Below are 25418 nucleotides of genomic sequence, written 5' to 3'. Positions count from 1 at the left end.
GACCCGTGGGCGCCTACCTCACCCGCCGCCTCCTGATCGCGATCCCGAGCCTGCTCGGGATCAGCCTGATCCTGTTCGTCGTCCTGGCGCTGGCGCCGGGCGACCCGTTCAGCGAACTCGCCACCAACCCGAGCGTCCCCCCCGAGGTCCGCATGGCGCTGCGGGCGAAGTTCGGGCTCGATGACCCGGTGATGTTCCGCTACTGGCACTGGCTCGTCGCCATGGCGGGGGGCGACTGGGGCTTCTCGTTCCAAAGCCGGACGGACGTGGCGGCCCTCATCCTCGGGCGCGTGCCGACCACCCTCTTCGTGGTCGGCTCGTCGCAGGTCCTGGCGCTCGTCGTCGCCGTGCCGGTCGGCATCGTCGCGGCCGTGCGGCCCTATTCGCTCTTCGACAAGGTGGCCAACACCTTGGCCTTCGCGGGCTTCTCGCTGCCGACCTTCTTCACCGGCATCCTGTTCATCCTGGTGTTCTCGATCCAGCTCCACTGGCTGCCCTTCGTCTACGACGCCGACATCCAGGCCACCGGGTTCCAATGGTACTGGCTGCACGTCAAGCAGGCGATCATGCCGGTCTGCGTGCTCGGTTTCTTCCAGGCCGCGTCCTACACGCGCTACGTCCGCTCGGCCGTGCTCGACGTGGCGCGGCTCGACTACGTCACGACGGCCCGCGCCAAGGGCCTCGCCGACAGCACGGTGACGCTGCGCCACATCGCCCGCAACGGCCTCATCCCCGTGGTGACGCTGGTGGCGCTGCAGATGCCGGCCGTCTTCGGCGGCGCCATCGTCACCGAGCAGATCTTCCGCGTGCCGGGCATCGGGGCGCTGCTCATCAACGCCATGCTCAGCAACGATACGCCGGTCGTGATGGCCGTCACCTTCGTGTTCGCCTGCCTGGTCGTCCTGTTCAACCTCATCGCGGACCTGCTCTATGGCTGGCTCGACCCCCGCATCTCCTTCGGTTGACCTCACGGTCGCCGGGGATCCGGCCTTCCTGGGCCTGGATCCTTCGCCGGCTTCGGCGGGATCCCACCTCGTTTCGGACGGCACCGCGGCCCTCGCCGCCGCCTATCCGGCGCTGGCCGCCGCCGTCCCCGACGCGCCCGCGGTCGACCGGCGGCGCTCGGGCGCCGGCGAAGTGTGGTTCCGCTTCAGCCGCCACCGCCTGGCGCTCGCCAGCGTGTTCGTGCTGGCGGCCCTGGTGCTCGGGGTGGTGCTCGGCCCCGTCCTGTGGCCGACCGCCATCGACGACATCGACTTCTCGGCCATGCTCCAGGGTCCCTCGGCGGCGCATCCGTTCGGCACCGACGACCTCGGGCAGGACCTCCTCGCCCGCATGATCTACGGCGGGCGCATCTCGCTCGCGGTCGGCGTCGCCGCCATGCTGGTGGCGACGGTGGTGGGGCTGACGGTGGGCAGCCTCGCCGGGATGTCGCGCGGCGCGCTCGGGCCCCTCCTGATGTGGGTGACGGACCTGTTCCTCGCCCTGCCGCAGTTGCCGCTGCTGCTGCTGCTCATCTACCTGTTCCGGGACGCGCTGAAGCGCGTCTTCGGCGTCGAGGGCGGCGTGTTCGTGATGATCGTGCTGGTCATCGGGGGCCTGGGCTGGATGCCGGTGGCGCGGCTCGTGCGCGCGCAGTTCCTGTCGCTGCGCGAAAAGGAGTTCGTGGAAGCGGCGCGCTCGCAGGGCGGCACGACGCTGCACCTCGTGCTGCGCCACATCCTGCCGAACGCGCTCGGGCCCGTGATCGTGGCGGGCACCATCGAGGTGTCCTCCGCCATCATCGCGGAATCGACGCTGTCCTTCCTCGGCCTGGGCTTCCCGCCCGACATCCCGACCTGGGGGCGCATCCTGTTCGACGCCAAGGACCACCTCGACACCGCCACCCATTGGGCACTGTTCCCGGGCCTGGCGATCTTCCTCACCGTCCTGTCGATCAACTTCATCGGCGACGGGCTGCGCGACGCGCTCGACGCGCGCCGCGTGGTCTGAAGGCGGCAACGCCCCCTCCACCGCGCTTCGCACGGTTTCCTTCCCCCCGCGGGGGAGGAAACGGACCCGAACCCCGCCTCGCCTTTCCCCTTCGAGGGGAGAGCGACCGCCCGAAGGGCGGCGGACGGGGCGACCGGGTGCCACCCTTCCGGACTGGGATCCCATGACCGCACCCCTCCTCGACGTCCAGAACCTCACCACCAGCTTCCGCCGCGACGGGGCCTGGCGCGAGGTGGTGCACGGCGTGTCCTTCACGGTGAACCCGCGCGAAACCGTGGCGCTGGTCGGCGAGTCGGGCTCGGGCAAGAGCGTCAGCGCGCTGTCGCTGATGCGCCTCACCCCGCGCGACTCCAGCCGCAGCGGCGGCCGCGCCCTGTTCGAGGGCCGCGACCTGCTGGCGCTGCCCGAGGCCGAGATGCGCAAGGTCCGCGGCGACGCCATCGCGATGGTGTTCCAGGAGCCGATGACCAGCCTGAACCCGGTCCTGACGATCGGCTTCCAGATCGCCGAAGGGCTGATGCTGCACCGGGGTCTGACGCGCGACGCCGCCGAGGCCGAAGCGGTGCGGCTGCTCGACCGCGTCCGCATCCCGGCGGCGCGCTCGCGCCTCCACGACTACCCGCACCGCTTCTCGGGCGGCATGCGCCAGCGCGTCGTCATCGCCATGGCGCTGGCCTGCCGGCCGAAGCTGCTCATCGCCGACGAGCCCACCACCGCCCTCGACGTCACCGTGCAGGCGCAGATCCTCGACCTCCTGAAATCGCTCCAGGACCAGGAAGGCATGGCGGTGCTCTTCATCACCCACGACATGGGCGTGGTGGCGGAGATCGCCGACCGAACGGTGGTGATGCGCCACGGGCGCGCCGTGGAGGCGGGCGACACGGCCGCGATCTTCCGCGGCGCCGAGCACCCCTACACGCGGGCGCTGCTGTCGTCCGTGCCGAGGCTGGGCTCCATGGCGGGCGAGCCGCGGCCCCTGCGCTTCCCGATCGTGTCGACCACCACCGGGGCCGTCGACGTGCCGCCGGCGCTGCCCGACACCTTGAAGCCGGCCGACCGGCCTCTCCTCCAGGTGAGCGGCCTGACCACGCGCTTCGACATCCGCGGCGGGCTGTTCGGCCGCACGCGGGGCCGCGTCCACGCGGTCGAGAACGTGTCCTTCGACCTCCGCGCCGGGGAAACGCTGTCGCTGGTCGGCGAGTCCGGATGCGGAAAGTCCACCACCGGGCGCTCGGTGCTGCGCCTGATCGAGCCCGCCGCCGGATCGGTCCTGCTCGACGGCGAGGACGTGCTGAAGCTCGGGCCGGCCGCGCTGCGCGAGCGCCGCAAGGGCATGCAGATGATCTTCCAGGACCCCTTCGCGTCGCTGGACCCCCGCATGACGGTGGGCAAGGCCATCGCCGAGCCGATCCTCCTGAACCGCCTCGGCAACCGGGCCGAGGCGCGCGAGCGCACGGCCGACCTCCTGGCCCGCGTGGGCCTCAGCCCCGACATGGCCGGGCGCTTCCCCCACGAGTTCTCGGGCGGCCAGCGCCAGCGCGTCTGCATCGCGCGGGCGCTGGCGGTGCGGCCGCGGCTCATCGTGGCGGACGAGAGCGTGTCGGCCCTCGACGTGTCGGTGAAGGCCCAGGTGGTGAACCTGATGCTGGAGCTGCAGGCGAGCCTGGGCCTCGCCTTCCTGTTCATCTCCCACGACATGGCGGTGGTGGAGCGCGTGAGCCACCGCGTGGCGGTGATGTACCTCGGCGAGATCGTCGAGATGGGGCCCCGGGCGGCGATCTTCGGCGCGCCCCAGCATCCCTACACGCGGCGCCTGCTGGCCGCCGTGCCGGTGCCCGACCCGGCGCGGCGCGGCGCCCGCGCGGCGCTGTCGGTCGACGAGATCCGCAACCCGATCCGCGCCCTCGACTACCTGCCGCCCGAGCGCCGCTACCGCGAAGTGTCGCCGGGCCACGTCGTCCAGGTGTGGGGCGAGGACTGGGAACCGGCGCGCCCCGCCGCCGCGTGAGGCCGGTCCCGACGGCCCGCCGGCTCCGCGACCGCGTCGGTCGCGCCCGGGTGCCGCCGGCCGGGGGGCGGCGTCGCCGGGGCCGGGGACGGTGCCCGGGCGCGCGCCCCCCGCTCAGGCGCGCCGCGGCAGCAGCTGTTCCGCCAGCGTGGCCCAATAGGCGGCGCCGGTGGTCAGCACCGCGTCGTTGAAGTCGTAGGCGGGATGGTGGACCTGCGGGTTCTCGCCGTCGCGCGCGGCGCCCAGCATGATGTAGCTGCCGGGCCGCTCGTTGAGCATGAAGGAGAAGTCCTCGGCCCCCATGGTGGGCTGGTCCATCGGCAGCACGCGGCCGGTGCCCACCACGGCTTCGGCGGCGCGGCACGCCAGGGCGGTCGATTCCTCCTCGTTGACCAGCGCCGGGTAGGTGCGGGCGAAGGTGGAGGTGGCTTCGGCCCCGTAGGCTTCCGCGGTGGCGCGGACGATGCGGCCGAAGTTCTCCTCCAGGAGGTCGCCCACCACGGGGGTGAACCAGCGCGCCGTGCCCCGCATCGTCACCTCGGACGGGATGACGTTGAAGGCGTTGCCGCCCTTGATCTCGGCGATCGTCAGCACGGCGCTCTCGGTGGGGCGGACGTTGCGCGCCACCACCGACTGCAGGGCCGACACGATGGCGCCCGACACCACGATGGGGTCCACGCCGTTGTGCGGCTGCGCCCCGTGGGCACCCTTGCCCTTGACGGCGATCGACAGGTTCGCCACCGCCGCCATGGTGGGGCCGACGCGCCAGTTGAACGTGCCGAGCGGGTCGCCGGGCGCGTTGTGTAGGCCGAAGACGCGGTCCATCGGGCAGCGCGCGAACAGCCCGTCCTTCACCATCACCTCGCCGCCGCCGCCCTGCTCCTCGGCGGGCTGGAAGATGACGTAGACGGTTCCGGCGAAGTTGCGGGTTTCCGCCAGGTAGCGGGCGGCGCCGAGCAGCATCGCGGTGTGGCCGTCGTGCCCGCAGGCATGCATCACGCCGGGCACCGACGACGCGTAGGGCAGGCCCGTCTCCTCCAGGATCGGGAGGGCGTCGATGTCGGCGCGCAGCCCGATCGCGTCCGCGCAGGCGTCGCGCCCGCGGATGACGCCCACCACGCCCGTGACGGCGAAGCCGGTCAGCACCTCGTCGACCCCGAACTCCCGCAGCTTCGCCTGGATCATCGCGCCCGTGCGGTGCTCCGCGAAGGCCAGTTCGGGGTGGAGGTGCAGGTCGCGGCGCCACGCCGTCATGTCGGCTTCGAATTCGGCGATGCGGTTCTGGATGGGCATGGAAGGATCCGGGGAACGACGGCGGCGGACGGCAGTCTCGCATGCAACGCGAGCAAGTTCGATGCCGGACCGGACGGGTTCCCCATCCCCGCCTGTCGCTTGCGGGCGATCAGGCCGCCGAGCGGCCGGACGCGGCCGGGACGCCGTCGGCGACCACGCGGTCGCGGCCGTGCTGCTTGGCGGCGTAGAGGCAAAGGTCGGCGCGGCCGATCAGCTCGACGAGGTCGCCCTGCGACGCCGCCCCCTGCCCGCCCCGGTCCCGGGCCACGCCGATGCTGACCGTAGTGCGGAGGGGGCCGGTGCCGTGGTCGAGCACGATGTGGGCGAAGAGCGCGCGGATCTCGTCCGCCACCGCCAGGGCCCGGTCGAGGTCCGCCGCCGGCACCAGCGCCGCGAACTCCTCGCCGCCGATGCGGCACACGAGGCTGTTCGGCGGCAGGTAGTCGTGCGCGAGGCGGGCGAAGGCCACGAGCAGCCGGTCGCCCGCGGGGTGGCCGTGCCGGTCGTTGACGAGCTTGAACCCGTCGAGGTCCATCAGCAGCAGGCAGGCCGGGCGACCGGCGCGGCGGCAGGCGTCGAGCAGCGGCAGGCCGGACCGGTCCAGGGCGCGGCGGTTGCCGATCCCCGTCAGGGGGTCTTCCAGCGCGTCCCGGCGGTGGTCCTTGGCGATGCGCTCGCGGCTCATGCCGATCGCCGTCACGGCGACCGTCACGGAAACCGCCACGGTTTCCAGCCCGAGGAGCGCCCCCCAGACCTGCGCCACGTCGGCCCCCCAGGCGCCGAACCCGAAGGTGGGGCCCAGGACGGCGCGGAGCGCGAAGAAGCCGCCATGCGCGGCGAAGATCCAGGACGCGTAGCGCTGCGACTGCAGGCCGTCCCGGCCGCGGCGGTGCTCCACCATGGTGGCGACGCTGTAGGCGGCCACGATGGCCGAGGTCAGGGCGATCCGCAGGCCCTGCGACGGATCGAAGAGCGAAGCCGCGAGCAGCCACGCGAGGGCCCCCGCCGACACGACCTCGAAGGGAGCCGTGCGCCGGTCGAAGCGCCGGGCCGCGCCCCACAGGAGGCCGTAGGGCAGCATGAGGGCGGCGTTGCCGAGGACCCGCACCGGCGCGTGGATGTCCGTCGGCGCGGCCAGGAGCATGATGAAGCCCGCGCCGAGGCACAGGAAGGCCGCCCCGGACCAGCACAGGAGTTTGCACGTCCCCTCGCCCCGCGCCAGCCGCAACATCGTGGCGCCGAGCGCGACCAGCACGACGACGGACATCGTGAGCAATGTGACGGGGTCGAATGCCATTGCCGACGAATCCGGGCGCGATCTCGCGATGTGGAACCAGGGTAGACCGGTGGGGATTAACAATCCCCCGGCGTGACGGCGGCGCCGGCCTACTGCGCCACGAGCTCCGCCTGGAGGGCTCCGGCCGATTTGATGGCCTGCAGGATCGCGATGATGCCGGACGGCTTCAGGCCGATCTGGTTCAGCCCGTTGACGAGCGTCTTCAGCGTCGTGCCGCGCAGGATGTTCAGCGTCCCCTTGGGCTCCGTCGACGAGATGGAGGTGGAAGGCACCACCTGGGTGCGACCGCCCGACAGCGGCGCCGGCTGCGACACCTGGGGGCTTTCCGTGATCCGCACGGTCAGGCTGCCGTGCGTCACCGCCACGGTGGAGATCTGCACGTCCTCGCCGATCACCACCGTTCCGGTGCGCTCGTCGATCACCACGCGGGCCGGCACGTCCGGCTCCACCGTGAGGTCGCCGATCTCCGCCATGAAGCGCGCCGCCCCGACGCTCGGCGGGCACAGCAGCGTGACGCGGCGGAGGTCCTCCTCGTGCGCGGCATGGACGTGGAAGCGCGTGCGGGTGAAACCGTTGATGGCGTCGGCGACCCGCACCGCGGTCTTGAAGTCCGGGTTCTTCAGCTCCAGCACCAGCGCGCCGCCCGGCCCGAAGGCGCCCGGCGCTTCGCGCTCCACGATGGCGCCGTTGGCGATGCGCCCGGCCGTGGGCACGCCCTGGCTGTAGCTTTCGGCGGCGCCCGCCGCCGATGAGCCCGACACCGACACGGCGCCCTGCGCCACAGCGTGGGTCTGGCCGTCGCCCCCCATCAGCGGGGTCATGATCAGGGTGCCGCCGAGCAGCGAGGTGGAATCGCCCAAGGACGACACCGTGACGTCGAGCGGCTGGCCGCGGCCCGCGAGGGGCGGCAGCTGCGCCGTGACGATGACGGCCGCGACGTTGCGGTTGCGCAGGGGGATGTTGCGGACGTTGACGCCCATGCGGTCGAGCATCGACTGCACGGCCTGCTCGGTGAAGGGGGCGTTGCGCATCGTGTCGCCGGTGCCGAGCAGACCCACCACGAGGCCGTAGCCGACGAGCTGGTTGTCGCGCATGCCCCCGAGCGTCGCGATGTCCTTGATGCGGACCGCGGCCGCGGCGGCTCCGGCGGCGCCCAGGAGCGCCGCCGCGGCGAGCAGCGCGATGGCGAGCCGCCGCATCAGCCCGGCCCGCCGTTCGACGCCACGTGGACGGCGCCGTCGCCGCCGATCGTGCCCGCGACCGTGAGGCCGCTTTCGAGGTTGCGCACCGGGATGACGTCGCCGACGGCACCCGCCTGCAGGGCCGAGCCGTAGGTCGAGATGGTGAGGCCCCCTTCCGCGTAGACGATCCGCACCATGGCGTTCAGCGACACGACCTTGGGTTCGCCGATGGCGTTGCGGGGGATGGGCAGGTTCGGCAGCAGCGTGCGCCGCGACGTCTTGTTGACCAGGGATCCCCGGTCGAGCACGGCGGCGGACCGGCCGGCGAAGTCGTCCGGCATCTGCATCTCGGTCAGCATGCCGTCGCGGATCACGTCGCCGGGATAGATGACGACCGACGGCACGGGGACGAACTGGGCGGCCGCGGCGGGGACGGCCAGCAGAGCCAGGAGGGCCGCGGGTGCGGCCGCCAGGGCCAGGACGGACGCCGGCAGGGCGCGGCGCCCCGCCGCGGGACGCGGCGCCGGGGCGCGGGCGGGCCGGGGGGCCACGGCGGTCACCCGCGGGTGCCGGTGGCGAGCGTCGAGCCCATCTGGTCGCAGGCCTGGATCACCTTCGAGTTCATCTCGTAGGCGCGCTGCGCCGAGATGAGGTTCGAAATCTCCTTCACGGGGTCGACGTTGGACGATTCGAGGTAGCCCTGGCTGAGGGTGCCGACGCCGGGGTCCCCGGGCACGCCCACCACCGCCGTGCCGGAGGCGGGGGTTTCGCGGAACAGGTTGCTGCCCACGGCCCCGAGGCCGACCTCGTTGGCGAAGTTGGCGAGCGTGAGCTGGCCGAGCTGGGTCGCCGTGGTGCTGCCGTTCACCGTGGCGCTGACGACGCCCGACGTGCTGATGGTCACGGCCGTGCTCCCCGCCGGGACCAGGATGGAGGGGCTGACCGCGTAGCCGTCGAGGGTGACGAGCTGGCCCGACGCGTTCACGTTGAAGGCGCCGGCCCTGCTGTACATGGTTTCGCTGTTGGGCCCCGTGACCTGGAAGAAGCCCCGGCCCTGGATGGCGAGATCGTAGGTGTTGCCGGTGCTGGTCAGGCTGCCCTGGGTTTCGAGGTTGCGCACGGCGGCCAGCTTGACGCCGAGACCGAGCTGCGCGCCTTCGGGCACCGCCGAATTGTTGCCGCGGCTGGAGATGCCCGGCACCCGGGCGGCCTCGTAGAGCAGGTCGGAAAACTCCGCCTTGCCGCCCTTGAAGCCCGTGGTGTTCACGTTCGCCAGGTTGTTGGCGATGACTTCGACGTTGGTCTGCTGGGCGGACATGCCGGTGGCGGCGATCGCAAGGGCGCGCATGTGGGGATCCCCGGAGCCGGTGCGCCCGCCTGGGGCGGCGCGCGGCTCGATTCAGATGGTTCGATTACGAAGGCCGGCCCGCGGGACTCGCGGACGGCGGCGGGGTCAGATCGACATCCGGGTGATTTCCTGGAACGCCGACACCGCCTTGTCGCGGATGGCCAGGGCGGTCTGGAGCGACTCCTGGGCCGACATCACGGACTGCACGACGTCCTGGGTGCTCGCCTTGCCCTCGACGCCCGAGATCGACGTGGCTTCGGCGGCCTTGAGCTTCTTCACGGCGTCGCTCGACACCTGGGACATGACGGACCCGAAGTCCGCGCCGCCCGAAGCCGCGGCGGAAGCGGCGGCGGAGGCCGCCGAGGAGGCCGTGGCCCCGAGGGAAGGCGCCAGCGACGACAGGGCGGAGGTGACGAGCGGCAGGGCGGCGACGATCATGATGTGCCTTTCAGGAGATCGATGGTCATGGAGATCAGGTCGCGAGACTGCTTGATGAGCTGGAGGTCCGCCTCGTAGGAGCGGTTGGCCTCGCGCATGTCGCTCATCTCCGAGATGGTGTTCACGTTGGGCATCTTGACGGCGCCCTTCTCGTCGGCGGCCGGGTTGCCGGGGTCCTGCTGGACCTGGAACGCGGACTGATCCTCGCCGACCTGCTTCACCGCCACGACGTCCTGGCCGGCGACCCGGTCGAACGTGTTCTCGAACGTGATGGTCTTGCGGCGGTAGGGGTCGGCGCCGGGCGTCGCGCCGGTCGACTGGGCGTTGGCGAGGTTTTCCGACACGACGCGCAGCCGCGCCGATTGGGCGGACAGGCCCGAGCCCGCGACGCGCAGCGCCGCCTGGAGGGAGTCGATCATCGCGCCCTCACTTCGCCGCCGACATCAGCATGGCGTGAAAGGTCTTCACGATGCCGGTGTTGAGGGAATAGGCCCGGTTCACGTCGCCGGCCTTGATCAGCTCCTGCTCGAGCGCGACCGAGTTGCCCGACTCCGTCACCTCCCATGGGTTCTCCTCCTTGATGGAGGCGGCCTGGACCTGCAGGGGATCCAGGGAAAGGTGGCTCGGCGCCGTGGAGGCGAGTTGAAGCCCGGTCTTGTCCAGCACCTCGGAGAAGGGCTGCAGGGACCGGGCGCGGTAGCCCGGCGTCGACGCGTTGGCGACGTTGGAGGCGATCACCGACTGGTCCGTCGAAAGCCAGCGCGCCTGCTTGCCGGCGAGGTCGAAGAGGTGGATGGGGTCCACGGCGAAGCTCCCCGGCTCGTGGTCGATGACGAGGCCGACCCTGCCGCCACAAGCTTGCACGGGGCTGTCGCGCAAATCCGGCTTGGGTTTGCAAGTCGATCCGCGCTCCGACCACGACATCGACAAGCTTCGGGCGTCGCGTCGGGCCGCACGTCGACCGTCGAGACCCGAGTTTACTTTCCGTTAATACGGCGATCGAAAACGAATCAGCGACCTTCACTGAAGTGTTAAGGATGCATTAAACGCACGACACGGCATCGCTGCTTGTCTCTTACCGACTTCCCCTCGTGCGTTGCAGGAGAGAAAGGGCCGCGCGAGAAACGCTTTGTTAAGCATCCCGGCCCTAAAAATTTCCTCAGTTGGTGAATGAAACGTGAGTGCGGCCCGGGCGAGCGGGTCCGCACCGCCGCCGAAGAGGGTGAATCCCGATGCTGATTCTGATCGACGACCGGGAAATCGTTGCGGTCGGCTATGCCGGCGGCTTCAAGTCCGAGGGCGTGTGCTCGACCGGCTTCTGCCCGGCGGATTTCCGGGGCTGGGTCGAGACGGTGGCGGATCACGACCTCCAGGCCGTCGAGGCCTTCCTGATCGGCACCTGCCGCGACCGGTCGAACTACCCCGGCTGGATCCGCGAGCGCTCGAACGCCCCGATCATCGCCATCAACGAGACGCAGTCGCTCGACCAGACGCTGGACCTGTTCGCGGCCGGCTTCGACGACGTCGTGAAGAAGCCGATCCACGTCCGCGAGCTCCTGGCGCGCATCGACGCCATCCGGCGCCGCGTGTCGGCCGGGGCCGCCAAGCGCGACGACGTCGCGGTGGGCGAGATCCGGGTGTTCTTCGACGGCCGCGACCCGGAGATCCGCGGGGAAGCCTTCCTTCTGCCGCGCCGCGAGCGCCGCATCCTCGAATATCTCGTGAAGAACCGCGGCCGCCGCGTGTCCAAGACGCAGATCTTCAACGCCATCTACGGCATCTTCGACGAGAACATCGAGGAGAACGTGGTGGAAAGCCACGTGTCGAAGCTGCGCAAGAAGCTGCGCGCCAAGCTCGGCTACGACCCGATCGAGTCGAAGCGCTACCTGGGCTACTGCCTCGAAGATCCCGCGGGCGCCGTGCCGGCGGGGCTGTGGGACGGCGAACAGGCCGGCGTGGGCGCCCGGACGCTGGTGGCCGACGCGGCCTGACGCACCCGGCCGCCGGCGCGGCCGAGCGGTCCCACCTCCCCCCCGCCGGCGTGGGGCTTCACCGCCCGCCGCCGCTCGCGCGGCGTGACCCGTCCGGACGGCTCGGCCCGTCCGGCGGGCGGCCGCGCGACGGGTGCTGTCCCGCGCCGTCGCCGTCGCGACAGGGTCCCGCCCGTCCGCCGGCGCGCATCGGGCCCTTGACCCGCCCGGCCCGGCCCTCCATTTGTGACGCGTTCCACGGAGATCCCCGGCAAGGGGCTGAGACACCGCTGGGCCCGGCGTTCGGGCGGCGCGGAAATCCTTAGAACCTGATCCGGTTCGCACCGGCGTAGGGATTGGAACCGGCTCCGCGTCGTCGCATCAGCCGGTCCCGCGCCCCGCCGCGTTGGGGAGTGATGCCGATGGCGGGCGCGCCCGTCCTGTTCAACGCCCTGGGTCCCCTGCCCCGGCCGCCCGCCGCGGGAGCCCCGCAGGTGCCGCCGCGCGTCGACGTCGCCGTCGTGGGCGGGGGCGTGGTGGGCCTGTCCGTCGGCTGGCACCTCGCCCGGCGCGGCCTCGCGGTGGCGGTGTTCGACGCCGCGTCGGCCGGGGGCGGCACGAGTTCGGCCGCCACCGGCATGCTGGCCGCTGAAGCCGAGCACGAACCCGGCGGCGACCCGCTGCTGGAGCTGTGCCGCGAAAGTCTGGCGCTGTGGCCGTCGTTCCGCGACGCGCTCGAAGCCGACGCGGGCGCATCCATCGATTACTGGGAAAAGGGCACGCTGATCGTGGCGGTCGGCCGCGACGAGGTCGACCGCCTTCGCGCGCGCCACGGCCTGCAGGTCCGGGCCGGGCTCGACGCGCGCTGGATGGGCGCGTCCGCGGTGCTCGACCTCGAGCCCGGGCTGCGCCCCAACGTGGGCGGCGGCATCTTCTGCCCCGGCGACCACCAGGTCGACCCGCGCCTCACCGTGGCGGCCCTGCGCGCCGCCTTCCTTGCCCGCGGCGGCCTCCTGGTGGAAGCGGCGGCTGCCGACCGGCTCGACATGTCGGGGGGGGCCGTCACGGGGGTCGTCGTGGGCGGACAGCTGTGCCGCGCCGGCACGGTGGTGATCGCCAGCGGCGCCGCGGCCGCCTCGGGAAACCTGCTGCCGGACGGTCTGCGCCTGCCGCTGCGCCCGTTGAAGGGCCAGTCGATGGCGCTGCGGGCACGCCCGCTCTTCGGGCGCGCCCAGCCGCTGCCGATCGACCACGTGGTGTGGACCGCGGAGGTCCACATCGCGCCGAAATCCGACGGCCGCATGATCGTCGGCGCCACGATGGAAGAAGCGGGGTTCGAGGCGTCCGTCACCGCGGGCGGGCTCTACGCCCTCCTGGAAGGCGTGAGGCGCGTGTTGCCCGGTGTCGAGGAGATGGCGGTCGAGGGCGTGTGGGCGGGGTTCCGCCCCACCACGGAGGACGACGCGCCGGCGCTCGGCGCCTGCGCGGTGCCGGGCCTGGCCTTCGCGGCCGGCCACCACCGGAACGGCTACCTCCTGGCGCCCGTCACCGCGCAGGCGATCGAGGCGTTGGTCGTGGACGGGCGGGTCGCGGGCGCGGCGGCGGGGTTCGGCATCGGCCGGTTCGGGAAGGGTGACGCATGAGGATGACGGTCAACGGCGAGGCCCGCGACACGGAGGTCCGCACGCTGGCGGCGCTGTGGGCGGCGGAAACCGCGCATCTGGAGCCGCCCTCGCGCCGCGGCTTCGCCATCGCGCTGAACGGCGAGGTGGTGCGGGCGGCGCACTGGGACGACACGATCATCGACGAGGGCGACCGGGTGGAGATCATCCGCGCCGTCGCGGGAGGCTGAACCGATGGACGACGACGCGCTGGTCATCGCGGGGGAACGCTTCGCGTCCCGCCTCATCCTCGGCACGGCCGGCTACCCGACGCAGCGCATCATGGCCGACGCCGTCGACGCCTCGGGCTGCGACATGGTCACGGTGTCGATGCGCCGGATCTCGCTCGCCGGCCACGGATCCGACACGGTGAGCCTGCTGAAGGGCCGCCGCTTTCTGCCCAACACGGCGGGCTGCGAGACGGCGCGCGACGCCATCCTCACCGCCGAACTGGGGCGCGAAGCGCTGGGCACCGCCTGGGTGAAGCTCGAGATCATCGGGGATCGCGAAACGCTCTACCCCGACGCGGTCGAGCTGCTGAAGGCCACGGAGCAGCTCGTCGAGCGCGGCTTCACCGTGCTCCCCTACTGCTTCTCAGACCCCGTGCTCTGCCAAAGGCTCGCCGACCGCGGCGCGAGCGCCGTGATGCCGCTGGGGTCGCTGATCGGCTCCGGCCTCGGCGTGTCGGACCCGGCGCTGCTGGAACAGCTGTGCCGCCGCTCGCCCGTGCCGGTGATCGTCGACGCGGGGCTGGGCACGGCGTCGGACGCCGCCATCGCCATGGAGCTCGGCGCCTCGGCGGTGCTGCTCAACACGGCGGTGTCCAAGGCCGACGACCCCGTGATGATGGCCCGCGCCTTCCGCCACGCCGTCGAGGCCGGCCGCCTGGCCCACCGCGCCGGGCGCATCCCCGCCCGACGCCGCGCCGAGCCGTCGAGCCCGCAGATGGGCCTCGTCGGCTCGTGACGCCGGGCGACGGCGGGCCGCTGCCGTCGCGGATCCTGGTCGTCACGGACCGGCACCAGGCGGCGAAGCCCCTGCCCGATCTCGTCGAGGACCTGCTCGGCGCCGGCGTCCGCTGGGTGTGGCTGCGCGACAGGGACCTGCCGGCGCCGGCGAGGCGCGCGCTGGCGATCGACGTCGCGCGCCGGGTGGCGCGGCACGGCGGGACGCTGACGGTCGGCGCCGACGTCGCGCTCGCCGCCGAGCTCGGCGCCGGCGTGCAGCTCGGGACCGGGGCGGACGTCGCGGCGGCGCGCCGGCGGCTCGGGCCGGGGCGGCTCCTCGGCGTGTCGGCGCACGGGCCGGACGACGTACGGGCGGCGCGCGACGCCGGGGCCGATTATGCGACGCTCAGCCCCATCTTCCCGAGCGCCAGCAAGCCGGGCTACGGGCCGGCGCTGGGCTTGGCGGGCTTGCGGGAGGCGGCCGGCCTCGGCCTTCCCATCCTGGCGCTCGGCGGCGTGACCGCGGCGGCGATCGAAGCCTGCCTCGACGCCGGGGCCGCCGGGACGGCGGTCATGGGCGACGCGATGCGGGGCGGCGGGGCCGCGCTCGTGCGGGCCGCCGCCGCTGCGGCGCGTCGTCCCGCGGCGCTGCGCTGACGCCCGTCCGTCGCGAAGCCGCGCCTGCGTTCCGCTTCCTCGCCCATACCGGGCGAGGGAGCCACCGACGCACCTCCGTCGCGCCGCACGAGCGGCGGCGCGAGTTCGCGGTCCCCGGCCGGTCGGGACGTCGCCCCGCTGGTGTCAGGCGACGCCGATGAAATCGCAGAAGGCCCGGACCAGCCCCGCGTCGAGCTTGCCCCCCATGGCGACCAGGGTGGCCAAGGCTTCGCCCGGCGGCGTCGGCGTCTTGTAGGCGCGCCGCTCGATCAGCGCCGCGTAGATGTCGCAGATCGTCACCAGCCGGGACAGCGCCGACACCTCGTCGCCGCTCAACCCGTCGGGATAGCCCGACCCGTCGAGGTACTCGTGGTGGTGCCGCACGATGTCGAGGAGCTGCGGGTCGAAGCCGCTCTGGCGCACCAGCATCTCGTGGCCGATCGTGGCGTGGCTGCGCATGACGTCCAGCTCCGCCGGGGACAGCGGGCCGGGCTTGTTGAGGATGGCGGGCGGGATCGCGGCCTTGCCGATGTCGTGGACCAGCGCCGCCTGGGCGACGAGCCTTTGGCCCCTGGTCGTCATCCCGAGGCGGGCCGCGAAGCCGGTCGACAGCCCCGCCACCAGCAGACAGTGCTGGTAGGTGGCGTCGTCGTGGCTGCGCACCACGTCGAGCCAGCTTCCGATGCGCCCACCCGCCACGGCGTCCATGACGGAGGAGCCGCCCCGCCGCAGCGCGCTCGCCGACACGGATCGGCCGCGGCGGGCCGCTTCGAACACGTCGCCGAAGGCTCCGGCGGCGTCCCGGGCGCTCGCCGCCACCGCGGGTTCGGCCGGGCACCGGTCCGCCGGCCGGCCGGAACGGATCAACCGCCGGGCGGTGAACAGGATCTGGGCATCCGAAGCGTCGCGCGGCAGGACCGCGGTGGCGCCGATCGCCCCGGCCTGCGCCATGACGTCGGGCCCCGTCCCCCGGGCGAGACACAGCACCGGCACGGCGGGATCCAACCGGTGGTGGGCCAGCACGGCCCGGAACACCGCCAGGGCTTCGGGGCCGTCGAGCGCGGCGTCGCAGATGATGAGGCGGTGGTCGGGCGAGGCCTCGGCGCTCTGCCCCGGCCCCACCAGGGTGCAGGGCTCGACCGCGTCGACGACCTCCCGAAGGCGCAGACCGTCCTTCAAGCGATCCGTCAGCAAAAGCACCCTTGGGGTCCCCCGCAGCCCGATGGGCCAGCCGCGACCGGACGGGCGACCCGTCCGACGCCGGTCGCGTTCAGCATGCACCCCGACGGTACGCGGCGGCATCCGGCCCGGCAATGCGACAGGGCGAAGCTGCGCGCCCCTGCGTCCGGACGGGACGGAGGCCCATCGCGACCTGCGGTCTGGCGCTTGCCAAAACCGTCCCGAACCGCGACAGCACGGCCCTCTCCGCCCGTGTGGACGACATCGCCCGTGAACCCCGTCTTCGCCGACCTGCCCACCACGGTCTTCGAAACCATGTCGCGCCTCGCGCGCCAGCACGGGGCCGTCAACCTCGGCCAGGGGTTCCCGGACGACCCCGGCCCGCTCGACATCCGGCGCGCCGCCGCCGATGCGGTGTTCGACGGCTGGAACCAATACCCTCCCATGATGGGGTTGCCCGAACTGCGGCAGGCCGTCGCCGACCATTATGGACGCATCCAGAACCTCGCGCTGTCGGCGGACGACGTCATGGTGACGTCGGGGGCGACGGAAGCGCTGGCGGGCGCGCTCCTGGCGCTGATCGAGCCCGGCGACGAGGTGGTGCTGTTCCAGCCGATGTACGACGCCTACCTGCCGCTCGTGCGCCGCGCCGGGGGCATCCCGCGCTTCGTCACCCTGAAGCCGCCGCACTGGGACTTCTCGGACGAGGACCTCGCGCGGGCCTTCTCGCCGCGGACCCGCGTCGTGCTGTTCAACTCGCCCTTGAACCCGACCGGCACGGTGTTCGGGCGGGCCGCGCTGGAGCGCCTGGCGCGGTTCTGCACGGCCCACGACGCCGTGGCGCTCTGCGATGAGGTGTGGGAGCACGTCACCTTCGACCGCGCCGGACACATCCCCATGATGAGCCTGCCCGGCATGCGGGAGCGGACCGTCAAGGTGGGGTCGGCGGGCAAGATCTTCGGGCTGACGGGCTGGAAGGTGGGCTTCACGGTGGCGGCGCCGGCGCTGATGCGCGTGCTGTCGAAGGCCCACCAGTTCCTGACCTTCACCACGCCCCCGAACCTGCAAAGCGCCGTCGCCTACGGCCTCGGCAAGCCGGCCGAACATTTCGACGCCATGCGGTCGGGCCTGCAGCGCTCGCGCGACCGTTTGGCGGCGGGCCTGGCCGAGCGCGGCTTCGCGGTGCTGCCGACCGCCGGCACCTACTTCCTCAACGTCGACCTCGCGCCGCTCGGCGTGACGGACGACGTGGGCTTCTGCGAGCGGCTCGTGGCGCAGGAGGGGGTCGCGGCCGTGCCGGTGTCGGCCTTCTACGCCGAGGACGCGGTGCGCAGCGTGGTGCGCTTCTGCTTCGCCAAGGCGGATGCCACGCTCGATGCCGCCCTGGAGCGGCTGGACGGGGCGGCTTCGCGCCGCTGACGTGCGGACGCCGGCCGGAAGGGGCCGGATGCCGGAAGCGCCCTGCCCCGCGCCGGCGGAAGCCCTCCGACGGCCGTTATCGGCCGGGACGGATCCCACGCGGGATTAGCAACGCCCGCGCCGCGTGCTAAGGATCGCCGCATGAGGGCGACGGCGCAGTTCGGGGACGAGGACGCGGACCACGGCAGGGGCGGACACCGCCCCGAGGCCTCGCCGCAGGCCGTCCGCTCCGCCGCCATCCTGCGCCACCTCGGCCCCCGCCCCATCGTGCTCACCGGCATGATGGGCGCCGGCAAGACCGTGATGGGCCGGCGCCTGGCCAGCCACCTCGGCCTCGACTTCGTCGACAGCGACGTCGAGATCGAGACCGCCGCCGGCATGGCCATCCCCGACATCTTCGCCCGCCACGGGGAGTCGTTCTTCCGCGACCGCGAGAACCGCGTCGTCGGCCGGCTGATCGGCGGCGGCCCGCGCGTGGTCGCCACCGGCGGGGGCGCCTTCATCCATCCCGCCACCCGCGCCGCCATCAAGTCGGGCAGCCTGTCGGTTTGGATCAAGGCCGATTTCGACGTATTGATGCGCCGCGTGCGCAAGCGGTCGAACCGGCCGCTGCTGCGCACGCCCGACCCCGAAGGGACCCTGAAGCGCCTCATGGCCGAACGCTACCCCGTCTATGCCGAGGCCGACGTCACCGTCGAGTCGCGCGATTGTTCGCACGACGTCATGGTGGACGCGCTGGCGGCCGCCATCGCGAGGCGCCTCGTACCGTGACCCTCCCCGCCCCCGAACCGACCCGCATCCCCGTCGGGCTCGGCGACCGCTCCTACGACATCCTGATCGGGCCCGGCCTCGTCGCCGGCGCCGGCGCCCGCATCGCCGCCCTCGCGCCCGGCGCCGCCTGCGCGGTCGTGACGGACCGCACGGTGGCGCGGCACCACCTGCCGGCGCTCCTCGCCTCGCTCGACGCCGCCGGCGTCCGCCACGCCGAGGTGGTGGTCGAGCCCGGCGAAGGCTCTAAAAGCTTCGCCACCTACGCGGACGTGTGCGGCGCCGTGCTCGACGGGCGGTTCGAACGCGGCGACCTCGTGGTGGCGCTCGGCGGCGGCGTCGTGGGCGACCTCGCGGGCTTCGTGGCCGCCACGCTGAAGCGCGGGCTTCGCTTCGTGCAGATCCCCACCACCCTGCTGGCCCAGGTGGATTCGTCGGTGGGCGGCAAGACGGGCATCAACGCCCCCCAGGGCAAGAACCTCGTCGGCGCCTTCCACCAGCCCGCGCTGGTGCTGGCCGACACCGGCTGCCTCGACACGCTGAGCCAGCGCGAGTTCCGCGCGGGCTACGCCGAGGTGGCGAAATACGGCCTCATCGACGACGCGCCCTTCTTCGACTGGCTCGACGAGAACCGGGACGCCGTCTTCGCCGGCGGGGCGAACGGCGCCGAAGCGCGCCGACACGCCATCGCGCTGTCCTGCCGCTCGAAGGCCGCCGTGGTGGCGCGGGACGAGCACGAGCGCGGGGACCGCGCGCTGCTGAACCTCGGCCACACCTTCGGCCACGCGCTGGAGCGCCTCACGGCCTACGACGGCGCGCGCCTCGTCCACGGCGAAGCCGTGGCGATCGGCATCGCGCTGGCGTTCCGCTTCTCGGCCGCGCAGGGGATCTGCCCCGGCGGGGACGCGGCGCGCGTCGCGTCCCATTTCCGCGCGGCGGGCCTGCCCACCCGGATCGGCGACGTGCCGGGCTGGACCGAGGGTTCCGGCCCGGGCGCCGAGGCCGTGCTCGACGCCATGATGCAGGACAAGAAGGTGACCCGCGGGCGCCTCAACCTCATCCTGGCCCGCGGCATCGGCCGGAGCTTCCTGGCGCCGGACGTGGCGGCGGCCGCGGTGAGGGACTTCCTCGACGGCGAGATGGCGAAGGGCTGAACCGATGCATGGCGCTCCGGCCGAGGTGGCCGCCCAGGGGGCGGACCTTTGGCTCGACATCGCGGTGGTGGTGATCTGCATCACGCTGTCGGCCTTCTTCGCCGCGGCCGAGACGGCGCTGACGGCGGCGTCGCGCGCCCGCATGCACGCCATCGAGAAGGGCGGCGACAAGCGCGCCGGCATCGTGACGCGCCTGCTCGAGGACCGCGAGCGCTTCATCGGCGCCATGCTGCTCGGCAACAACGTCGCCAACATCACCGCGTCCGCCCTCATCACCAGCGTGCTGCTGGCGCTGGTGGGCGAGCGCGGGGTGCTCTACGCCACCGTGCTGATGACGGTGATCATCCTGGTCTTCGCCGAAGTGCTGCCCAAGACCGTCGCGATCAATTTCCCCGACCGGGCGTCGCTGTTCCTGGCCCGCATGGTGGCCGCCATGGTGGCGGTGTTCGGCCCCGTGCTGGCGGCGGTCGAGATCCTGGTCCGGGGCATCCTGCGCGTGTTCGGGGTCGACCTCGACGAGAACCGCTCGATGCTCAGCGGCGTCGAGGAGCTGAAGAGCGCCGTCGACCTCCTCCACCAGGAAGGCGGCGTCGAGCGTTCCGACCGCGACATGGTGGGCGGCCTGCTCGACCTGCACGAGCTCGAAGTGCAGGACGTGATGGTCCACCGCACCAAGATGCAGAGCATCAACGCCGCCCTGCCCCCGGCCGAGGTGCTGCGCGAGGTGCTGGCCTCGCCCCACACCCGGCTGCCGCTGTGGCGCGGCGAGCCCGACGAGATCGTCGGCGTGCTCCACGCCAAGGAGGTCCTGCGCGCGCTGTCGGAGCACGGCGGCGACGGCTCGCGCCTCGATATCGGCGCCATCGCGTTCGAGCCCTGGTTCGTCCCCGCGACCACCAGCCTGCAGGACCAGCTCCAGGAGTTCCTCCGCCGCAAGCAGCACTTCGCGCTGGTCGTCGACGAATACGGCGAGGTCGAGGGCCTCGTCACGCTGGAAGACATCCTCGAGGAGATCGTCGGCGATATCCGCGACGAGCACGACCTCGCCGTCCAGGGACTGCGCGTGAATGCGGACGGCAGCGTCACGGTCGACGGTTCGGTGCCGATCCGCGACCTCAACCGCGTGATGAACTGGGAACTGCCCGACGAGGAGGCCAACACGATCGCGGGCCTGGTCATCCACGAGGCCCAGACCATCCCGGACGTGGGTCAGGTGTTCACGTTCCACGGCTTCCGCTTCGAGGTGCTGCGAAAGGTCCGCAACCTCCTCACCCTGATGCGCGTCGCGCCGGACGGCGGCGACGGCGGCCCACCGGCGGCCAAGCCCGCGGTGCCGCGTCCGCCCACCGCCACGCAGCGGCGGCGAACGGCGGCGGCGACGTCCGAGCGGAGCCGCGCGGTGCCCTTCCAGCCGAGGCCGAGCGCCGCGAAATAAAATGCGCCGTGCGGGAACTCTTTCGTCGTCCGACGAAGCCGATCTGCAACATAGGTAAATGCCGGCATTTTCGCGGCAGCCCAGTCTGTTCCCGTTCGCACGGACAGGGCCGCCCGATGGACCACCAGACTGAATTCCGCACCTGGAACGTGTTCCGACGCCGTCGCGACGACGGGCTGTGCTGCGCCGTATCGGCCGACGTCCCGGTGCCGCCGTTCCTGCTGTCGGGGGACTGGAACTTCGGCTTCGCCATCGCGGACGGCGACGCGCCGGTGACGGGCTTCTCGCTCGCGGCCGCCGAGGTCGGCGCGGGCTTCAACGGCTTCTACCTCTTCCTCACCTTCGCGCCGGCGGGCGAGGCGGACCGGGCCTCGCGCGGCGGATCGGCCCCGGGCGGCGAACGCCACTGATCATCGCTCGCCGCGCCGGGGAGCCGAAAGCGGGGTTCGCGCATTCTCAACCCGTGCGAGGCGCCGCGGGGGCGCCGCAGGCGACAGGAAGACAGATGTCCGAGCATACCTACCGGCTGATCGAGGTCGTGGGCTCCTCCCCGACGGGGATCGACGACGCCATCAAGGAGGCCATCGCCGACGCCTCCAAGACCATCCGCAACATCCGCTGGTTCCAGGTGGTCGAGACGCGCGGGCACGTCGAGGACGGAAAGGTCGCGCATTTCCAGGTCACGCTGAAGATCGGCTTCACGCTCGACGACCGCTGACCGCCGGGCGGTCCCGGGCGGCCGTCCGGCCCCCGCGCACCGCCGCCCGGAGCGGGACGTGGCGGACGACATCGGCCCGACGCCGTGACCTCGCGGCGCCGGCCATCCAGGGTTCGAGCGCCCCTGCGAGGGGCCCTCAAGGGGGGAGAAGCCGACATGGCGGACGCAACGTCCACGGCGACCAACCGGCGCCGCATCGCCGTGATACCCGGCGACGGCATCGGCAAGGAAACGGTGCCGGAAGGCCTGAAAGTGCTGGACGCGGTGGCGCGCCGGCACGGGCTCGGGCTGTCCTTCGACCAGTTCGACTTCTCCTCCTACGATTATTACGAGCGGCACGGCCGCATGCTGCCGGAAGACTGGCAGGCGCAGATCGGCGGCCACGACGCTATCTTCTTCGGGGCGGTCGGCCTTCCCGAGAAGATCCCCGACCACGTGTCGCTGTGGGGCTCGCTGCTGCAGTTCCGCCGCGTCTTCGACCAGTACGTCAACCTGCGCCCGGTGCGGCTGGTGCCGGGCGTGAAGGCGCCCCTCGCCGGGCGCGAGCCGGGCGACATCGATTTCTGGGTCGTGCGCGAGAACACCGAGGGCGAATATTCCTCCATCGGCGGCCGCATCTTCGAAGGCACGGACCGCGAAACGGTGATGCAGGAGACCGTGATGACGCGCCACGGCGTCGACCGCGTGCTGCGCTACGCCTTCGACCTCGCCGGCCGCCGCCCGAAGCGCCACCTCACCTCGGCCACCAAGTCGAACGGCATCTCGATCACCATGCCCTATTGGGACGAGCGGGTCGAAGCCATGGCGAAATCCTACCCGGAGGTGCGGTGGGACAAGTACCACATCGACATCCTCACGGCCCACTTCGTGCTGAACCCGGACCGGTTCGACGTCGTGGTGGCGTCCAACCTGTTCGGCGACATCCTGTCGGACCTCGGACCCGCCTGCACGGGCACGATCGGCATCGCGCCGTCGGGCAACATCAACCCCGAGGGCGATTTCCCGTCCCTGTTCGAGCCGGTCCACGGCTCGGCGCCCGACATCGCGGGCCAGGGCATCGCCAACCCGATCGGCCAGATCTGGTCGGCGGCCATGATGCTGGACCACCTCGGGGAAGCCGATGCCGCCGCCGACATCCTGCGCGCGATCGAGCGCAGCCTGTCCGATCCGCGCACCCGCACCCGCGACCTCGGAGGCTCCGCCGACACGCGCGCCTGCGGCGACGCCGTAGTGGCGGCGCTCGGCTGAACCCGCGCTCCGGGGAGGCCGGCGGACGCGCCGCCCCGGGCGACCGAACGCGGCACCGGATCCGAATCGGCGCGCGACAAGTTCCGAAGCCGCCGGGGCCCGCCCCCGCCTGCAGGAGCGTTCCCTCATGATCCGCAACCAGTTCCTCCGGACCCTGACCCGCGTCAGCATGGTCTGCCTGTTCCCGCCGAGCGCGGCCGACAAGGTCTACAACCGCAAGCAGGCCCTGCAGCAGGCCGGGTCCGGCCCCCTGCCCGACCCGGGCCTGCTGCTCGACCTCGGCATCGCCGTGGAAACCATCGCCCCGATCCTGATCGTGGCGGAAAAGCGCGACCGCGAGGCCGCGCTGGTGCTGGCGGGCTTCTGCGCCGTGACGGCGGCGCTGTACCACCAGTTCTGGACCTACGACGACCTGCTGAAGCAGGACGTGAAGAGCGAGGGCCGCGAGCACCTGTGGGAGTTCCTGAAGAACTTCGCGCTCGCCGGCGGGCTGATGACCATCACCCTGGAGCACCGCCCGCCGGCGCCGAAGCCGGTCCCGCCGGTGCTGCGCCGGCCGGCCCGCAACCCGGCCCGCGCCGCGCAGGTGCCGCCGAGGACGCGCTACACCGCCTTCCGCTGAACCACCCCTCCCGGGCCGCCGACGGGGGCGATTTCACCGTCGGCGGGTGACGCATGCCGCGTCCCCGCCCTATAAGCGGGCCGGGGGCCACCCCACATCACTCGTCTGAGGCCGGCTTTGAACCGGCCGGAGGATCATCCATGTTCATCGAGACCGAGCAGACCCCGAACCCCGCCACCCTGAAGTTCATCCCCGGCCGCCCGGTGATGACGGAAGGCACGCTGGACATCCGCGACGCCGCCGGAGCCGAGCGCTCCCCGCTCGCCCAGGCCCTGTTCTCCATCGAGGGCGTGTCGGGCGTGTTCTTCGGCGCCGACTTCGTGTCCGTCACCAAGGACGGCAGCGACTGGGCCTGGCTGAAGCCCGCCATCCTGGGCGCCATCATGGAGCACTTCACCTCCGGGGCGCCGCTGCTCGAGGCGGGCCATGCCGCGCCGGCCGCCTATGGCGCCGACGGCGACGAGTTCTTCGACGACGCCGACGTCGACACGGTCGACACCATCAAGGACCTGATCGAGACGCGCGTGCGCCCCGCCGTGGCCGGCGACGGCGGCGACATCACCTTCAAGGGCTTCAAGGACGGCATCGTCTACCTGAAGATGAAGGGCGCCTGCGCAGGCTGCCCGTCCTCGACGGCCACGCTGAAGAGCGGCATCCAGAATCTGTTGAAGCACTTCGTGCCGGAAGTTCACGCCGTCGAGCAGATCTGATACGGCGGGGGTGACGGCGGCCCTGCGTCCGCCGTCGCCCGGCCGCATCGCCGTCACATCCCGTGGCCGCCCGCGCGCCCGGCGGAAGGTGGGACGGCGGTGATCCTGGCGATCGACACGGCATTGGCGGCGACATCGGCCTGCCTGCTCGCCCCGGGCGACACGAAGCCCTTCGCCGCCGATACGCTCTTCATGGAGGCGGGCCACGCCGAAGCCCTGCTGCCGCTCGTCGACCGCGTCGTGGCGCGGTTGCCCGGCGGCTTTTCCGCCATCACCCGCGTGGCGGTGACGATCGGGCCGGGCTCCTTCACGGGGATCCGCATCGGCGTGTCGGCGGCACGCGCCTTCGGCCTCGCCTGCGGGGTGCCGGTCGTGGGCGTGTCGACCCTGGCGGCCCTGGCGGCGCCCGCCATCGCGGTGGGGGCGCGGCCCCCCATCGTGGCCGCCATCGACGCGCGTCACGGGAACGTCTTCGTGCAAAGCTTCGGCGCCCGCGGCGAAACCCTGCTGGCGCCCGCGCTGATGTCGGCCGCCGCGGCGGCGCGGGCGCTGGGCCAGGGGCCCCTGCGGCTCATCGGCTCGGGCGGGCCGGCGGTCGCCCGCGCCGCCTTCGCGCTCGGCGTAACGGCCGACACGGAAGGGTTCCACGCGCTGCCCGACATCGATTTCGTGGCCCGGCTCGGCCTGCTCGCCGACCCCGACACCGCCCTGCCGCGCCCGCTCTACCTCAAGGCGCCCGACGCCACGCCGCCGCGCCCGAGCGGGCTGCTGGCGCCCGCGTCCGCGACCTGAGGACGGCACCGTGTTCGGACGGACCCGCCCCGGCCACGCGATCGTCCTCGACGGCGACCGCGCCGAGGATTGCGCCCGGCTCCACGCGACGGGCTTCCCCCATCCCTGGGACGCGCTCGACTTCGAGCGGCTGATCGGCGCCGAAAGCTGCTTCGGCCACGCCCTGGTGGAGACGCGCGACCCACGGCGGATGCAGGGCTTCATCCTGTCGCGCCGCGCCGCCGACGAGGCCGAGGTGCTGACGATCGTGGTCGACCCGTCGAACCGGCGCCAGGGCGTCGCGGGCCGGCTGATGCGCGCCAACATGGAGGCGCTCCTGCGCCACGGCGTGAAATCCTGGTTCTTGGAGGTGGGCGACACCAACGCGGCGGCCCGCAGGCTCTACGCGGGCCTGGGCTTCACCGAGGTCGGGCGACGGCAGGGCTATTACCGCGTCGCCGGCGGCACGCCCGCCACGGCGCTGATCCTGCGGCGGACCATCGGCTAGGGTCGGCCGGCCCCTCCAGGACCGCGGATCCGATCCCGGCTGGTCTGCGTCCCGGACCTGGCACGGCCCGGTGTTCGACATCGTCGATGTTGAT

27 protein-coding genes, 1 pseudogene and 1 riboswitch are annotated in these 25418 nt (G+C 72.4%); of the genes and pseudogenes, 19 read left to right on the top strand and 9 right to left on the bottom strand.

Annotated elements, in window-relative coordinates; all coding sequences use genetic code 11:
* Positions 1-5 precede the first annotated feature (5 nt).
* The 3 genes from D3273_RS18570 to D3273_RS18560 all read left to right on the top strand — a co-directional run bounded on the left by D3273_RS18570 (position 6) and on the right by D3273_RS18560 (position 4000).
* The gene (locus D3273_RS18570; protein ID WP_129228388.1) at positions 6-965 is read left to right on the top strand and encodes an ABC transporter permease; all 960 of its coding nucleotides are present in this window, start codon (positions 6-8) and stop codon (positions 963-965) included.
* 112 nt (positions 966-1077) lie between these two features.
* Positions 1078-1992: an ABC transporter permease gene (locus tag D3273_RS18565; RefSeq protein ID WP_129228397.1), complete on the top strand. Its 915-nt coding sequence runs from the start codon at positions 1078-1080 to the stop codon at positions 1990-1992.
* A gap of 163 nt (positions 1993-2155) precedes the next feature.
* Positions 2156-4000, top strand: coding sequence for an ABC transporter ATP-binding protein (locus tag D3273_RS18560; RefSeq protein WP_129228387.1), 1845 nt, complete (start codon positions 2156-2158; stop codon positions 3998-4000).
* 114 nt (positions 4001-4114) lie between these two features.
* On the opposite strand, the gene D3273_RS18555 is transcribed toward D3273_RS18560, so the two are convergent.
* The 8 genes from D3273_RS18555 to flgB form a co-directional block, all read right to left on the bottom strand.
* The gene (locus tag D3273_RS18555; protein WP_129228386.1) at positions 4115-5293 is read right to left on the bottom strand and encodes a M20 aminoacylase family protein; all 1179 of its coding nucleotides are present in this window, start codon (positions 5291-5293) and stop codon (positions 4115-4117) included.
* Positions 5294-5402: 109 nt separating this feature from the next.
* On the bottom strand, positions 5403-6590 hold the full coding sequence (locus tag D3273_RS18550; protein WP_129228385.1) for a GGDEF domain-containing protein: 1188 nt from the start codon (positions 6588-6590) through the stop codon (positions 5403-5405).
* 89 nt (positions 6591-6679) lie between these two features.
* A complete protein-coding gene (flgI, locus tag D3273_RS18545; RefSeq protein ID WP_129228384.1) occupies positions 6680-7789 on the bottom strand; it encodes a flagellar basal body P-ring protein FlgI in 1110 nt (369 codons plus the stop codon).
* Positions 7789-8322 (bottom strand): flagellar basal body P-ring formation chaperone FlgA, encoded by a 534-nt coding sequence (flgA, locus tag D3273_RS18540; protein WP_165359563.1) that lies wholly within the window; start codon positions 8320-8322, stop codon positions 7789-7791. The genes flgI and flgA overlap by 1 nt, the downstream gene beginning before the upstream one ends.
* A gap of 5 nt (positions 8323-8327) precedes the next feature.
* A complete protein-coding gene (gene flgG / locus D3273_RS18535) occupies positions 8328-9119 on the bottom strand; it encodes a flagellar basal-body rod protein FlgG (protein ID WP_129228382.1) in 792 nt (263 codons plus the stop codon).
* Positions 9120-9224: 105 nt separating this feature from the next.
* On the bottom strand, positions 9225-9557 hold the full coding sequence (gene fliE, locus D3273_RS18530; protein ID WP_129228381.1) for a flagellar hook-basal body complex protein FliE: 333 nt from the start codon (positions 9555-9557) through the stop codon (positions 9225-9227).
* Positions 9554-9976 carry a flagellar basal body rod protein FlgC gene (flgC, locus tag D3273_RS18525; protein ID WP_207210824.1) on the bottom strand — a complete coding sequence of 141 codons (423 nt, stop codon included), beginning with the start codon at positions 9974-9976 and terminating at the stop codon, positions 9554-9556. Before flgC ends, fliE begins: the two co-directional genes overlap by 4 nt.
* A 7-nt stretch (positions 9977-9983) precedes the next feature.
* Entirely contained in the window at positions 9984-10421 is a 438-nt protein-coding gene (gene flgB, locus D3273_RS18520; RefSeq protein ID WP_428977789.1) for a flagellar basal body rod protein FlgB, read from the bottom strand.
* 368 nt (positions 10422-10789) lie between these two features.
* On the opposite strand from flgB, the pseudogene D3273_RS18515 reads away from it, so the two are divergent.
* The 5 genes and pseudogenes from D3273_RS18515 to D3273_RS18495 form a co-directional block, all read left to right on the top strand.
* A pseudogene (locus D3273_RS18515) lies at positions 10790-11458 on the top strand (response regulator transcription factor); the annotation flags it as partial.
* A gap of 318 nt (positions 11459-11776) precedes the next feature.
* A riboswitch (TPP riboswitch) is annotated at positions 11777-11901 on the top strand.
* A 48-nt stretch (positions 11902-11949) separates the two neighbouring features.
* Complete coding sequence (thiO, locus tag D3273_RS18510) at positions 11950-13170, top strand: glycine oxidase ThiO (RefSeq protein WP_207210823.1); 1221 nt, start codon at positions 11950-11952, stop codon at positions 13168-13170.
* Positions 13167-13379 (top strand): sulfur carrier protein ThiS, encoded by a 213-nt coding sequence (thiS, locus tag D3273_RS18505; protein ID WP_129228378.1) that lies wholly within the window; start codon positions 13167-13169, stop codon positions 13377-13379. The genes thiO and thiS overlap by 4 nt, the downstream gene beginning before the upstream one ends.
* Before the next feature lie 4 nt (positions 13380-13383).
* The gene (gene thiG, locus D3273_RS18500) at positions 13384-14154 is read left to right on the top strand and encodes a thiazole synthase (protein WP_129228377.1); all 771 of its coding nucleotides are present in this window, start codon (positions 13384-13386) and stop codon (positions 14152-14154) included.
* On the top strand, positions 14151-14792 hold the full coding sequence (locus D3273_RS18495) for a thiamine phosphate synthase (protein ID WP_245501262.1): 642 nt from the start codon (positions 14151-14153) through the stop codon (positions 14790-14792). Before thiG ends, D3273_RS18495 begins: the two co-directional genes overlap by 4 nt.
* Before the next feature lie 144 nt (positions 14793-14936).
* On the opposite strand, the gene D3273_RS18490 is transcribed toward D3273_RS18495, so the two are convergent.
* On the bottom strand, positions 14937-15971 hold the full coding sequence (locus D3273_RS18490) for an HD-GYP domain-containing protein (RefSeq protein ID WP_165359562.1): 1035 nt from the start codon (positions 15969-15971) through the stop codon (positions 14937-14939).
* A gap of 270 nt (positions 15972-16241) precedes the next feature.
* Here D3273_RS18490 and D3273_RS18485 point away from each other — a divergent pair, with 270 nt between their 5' ends.
* The 11 genes from D3273_RS18485 to D3273_RS18435 all read left to right on the top strand — a co-directional run bounded on the left by D3273_RS18485 (position 16242) and on the right by D3273_RS18435 (position 25324).
* Positions 16242-17390: an aminotransferase gene (locus D3273_RS18485; RefSeq protein WP_129228375.1), complete on the top strand. Its 1149-nt coding sequence runs from the start codon at positions 16242-16244 to the stop codon at positions 17388-17390.
* A gap of 141 nt (positions 17391-17531) precedes the next feature.
* Positions 17532-18161 carry a shikimate kinase gene (locus tag D3273_RS18480; RefSeq protein WP_129228374.1) on the top strand — a complete coding sequence of 210 codons (630 nt, stop codon included), beginning with the start codon at positions 17532-17534 and terminating at the stop codon, positions 18159-18161.
* On the top strand, positions 18158-19312 hold the full coding sequence (gene aroB, locus D3273_RS18475; RefSeq protein ID WP_129228373.1) for a 3-dehydroquinate synthase: 1155 nt from the start codon (positions 18158-18160) through the stop codon (positions 19310-19312). The genes D3273_RS18480 and aroB overlap by 4 nt, the downstream gene beginning before the upstream one ends.
* A 4-nt stretch (positions 19313-19316) precedes the next feature.
* Positions 19317-20747 (top strand): HlyC/CorC family transporter, encoded by a 1431-nt coding sequence (locus D3273_RS18470; RefSeq protein WP_129228372.1) that lies wholly within the window; start codon positions 19317-19319, stop codon positions 20745-20747.
* A gap of 116 nt (positions 20748-20863) precedes the next feature.
* Complete coding sequence (locus D3273_RS18465; protein ID WP_129228371.1) at positions 20864-21157, top strand: hypothetical protein; 294 nt, start codon at positions 20864-20866, stop codon at positions 21155-21157.
* A gap of 95 nt (positions 21158-21252) precedes the next feature.
* On the top strand, positions 21253-21465 hold the full coding sequence (locus tag D3273_RS18460) for a dodecin (RefSeq protein WP_129228370.1): 213 nt from the start codon (positions 21253-21255) through the stop codon (positions 21463-21465).
* A 156-nt stretch (positions 21466-21621) separates the two neighbouring features.
* On the top strand, positions 21622-22713 hold the full coding sequence (locus D3273_RS18455) for a tartrate dehydrogenase (protein ID WP_129228369.1): 1092 nt from the start codon (positions 21622-21624) through the stop codon (positions 22711-22713).
* Positions 22714-22840: 127 nt separating this feature from the next.
* The gene (locus D3273_RS18450) at positions 22841-23335 is read left to right on the top strand and encodes a DoxX family membrane protein (protein WP_129228368.1); all 495 of its coding nucleotides are present in this window, start codon (positions 22841-22843) and stop codon (positions 23333-23335) included.
* Positions 23336-23475: 140 nt separating this feature from the next.
* Positions 23476-24045 carry a NifU family protein gene (locus D3273_RS18445; protein ID WP_129228367.1) on the top strand — a complete coding sequence of 190 codons (570 nt, stop codon included), beginning with the start codon at positions 23476-23478 and terminating at the stop codon, positions 24043-24045.
* A 99-nt stretch (positions 24046-24144) separates the two neighbouring features.
* On the top strand, positions 24145-24837 hold the full coding sequence (gene tsaB, locus D3273_RS18440; RefSeq protein ID WP_129228366.1) for a tRNA (adenosine(37)-N6)-threonylcarbamoyltransferase complex dimerization subunit type 1 TsaB: 693 nt from the start codon (positions 24145-24147) through the stop codon (positions 24835-24837).
* A 10-nt stretch (positions 24838-24847) separates the two neighbouring features.
* Positions 24848-25324: a GNAT family N-acetyltransferase gene (locus D3273_RS18435; RefSeq protein ID WP_165359561.1), complete on the top strand. Its 477-nt coding sequence runs from the start codon at positions 24848-24850 to the stop codon at positions 25322-25324.
* Positions 25325-25418 lie beyond the last annotated feature (94 nt).

The organism is Lichenibacterium minor, assembly GCF_004137685.1.
GTDB lineage: Bacteria > Pseudomonadota > Alphaproteobacteria > Rhizobiales > Beijerinckiaceae > Lichenihabitans > Lichenihabitans minor.
The sequence above is the reverse complement of the archived record's forward strand: the minus strand, read 5'-3'. Positions and strand labels throughout refer to the sequence as shown.

Bases quoted from the DNA above. Each gene is read 5' to 3' on its own strand.
- D3273_RS18465 (WP_129228371.1), top strand. From the start codon at position 20,864: ATGGACCACCAGACTGAATTCCGCACCTGGAACGTGTTCCGACGCCGT.
- thiO (WP_207210823.1), top strand. From the start codon at position 11,950: ATGGCGGGCGCGCCCGTCCTGTTCAACGCCCTGGGTCCCCTGCCCCGG.
- thiG (WP_129228377.1), top strand. From the start codon at position 13,384: ATGGACGACGACGCGCTGGTCATCGCGGGGGAACGCTTCGCGTCCCGC.
- D3273_RS18460 (WP_129228370.1), top strand. From the start codon at position 21,253: ATGTCCGAGCATACCTACCGGCTGATCGAGGTCGTGGGCTCCTCCCCG.
- thiS (WP_129228378.1), top strand. From the start codon at position 13,167: ATGAGGATGACGGTCAACGGCGAGGCCCGCGACACGGAGGTCCGCACG.
- flgI (WP_129228384.1), bottom strand. From the start codon at position 7,789: ATGCGGCGGCTCGCCATCGCGCTGCTCGCCGCGGCGGCGCTCCTGGGC.
- flgG (WP_129228382.1), bottom strand. From the start codon at position 9,119: ATGCGCGCCCTTGCGATCGCCGCCACCGGCATGTCCGCCCAGCAGACC.
- D3273_RS18470 (WP_129228372.1), top strand. From the start codon at position 19,317: ATGCATGGCGCTCCGGCCGAGGTGGCCGCCCAGGGGGCGGACCTTTGG.
- D3273_RS18455 (WP_129228369.1), top strand. From the start codon at position 21,622: ATGGCGGACGCAACGTCCACGGCGACCAACCGGCGCCGCATCGCCGTG.
- D3273_RS18445 (WP_129228367.1), top strand. From the start codon at position 23,476: ATGTTCATCGAGACCGAGCAGACCCCGAACCCCGCCACCCTGAAGTTC.
- D3273_RS18480 (WP_129228374.1), top strand. From the start codon at position 17,532: ATGAGGGCGACGGCGCAGTTCGGGGACGAGGACGCGGACCACGGCAGG.
- fliE (WP_129228381.1), bottom strand. From the start codon at position 9,557: ATGATCGTCGCCGCCCTGCCGCTCGTCACCTCCGCCCTGTCGTCGCTG.
- flgC (WP_207210824.1), bottom strand. From the start codon at position 9,976: ATGATCGACTCCCTCCAGGCGGCGCTGCGCGTCGCGGGCTCGGGCCTG.
- D3273_RS18450 (WP_129228368.1), top strand. From the start codon at position 22,841: ATGATCCGCAACCAGTTCCTCCGGACCCTGACCCGCGTCAGCATGGTC.
- D3273_RS18550 (WP_129228385.1), bottom strand. From the start codon at position 6,590: ATGGCATTCGACCCCGTCACATTGCTCACGATGTCCGTCGTCGTGCTG.
- D3273_RS18555 (WP_129228386.1), bottom strand. From the start codon at position 5,293: ATGCCCATCCAGAACCGCATCGCCGAATTCGAAGCCGACATGACGGCG.
- D3273_RS18560 (WP_129228387.1), top strand. From the start codon at position 2,156: ATGACCGCACCCCTCCTCGACGTCCAGAACCTCACCACCAGCTTCCGC.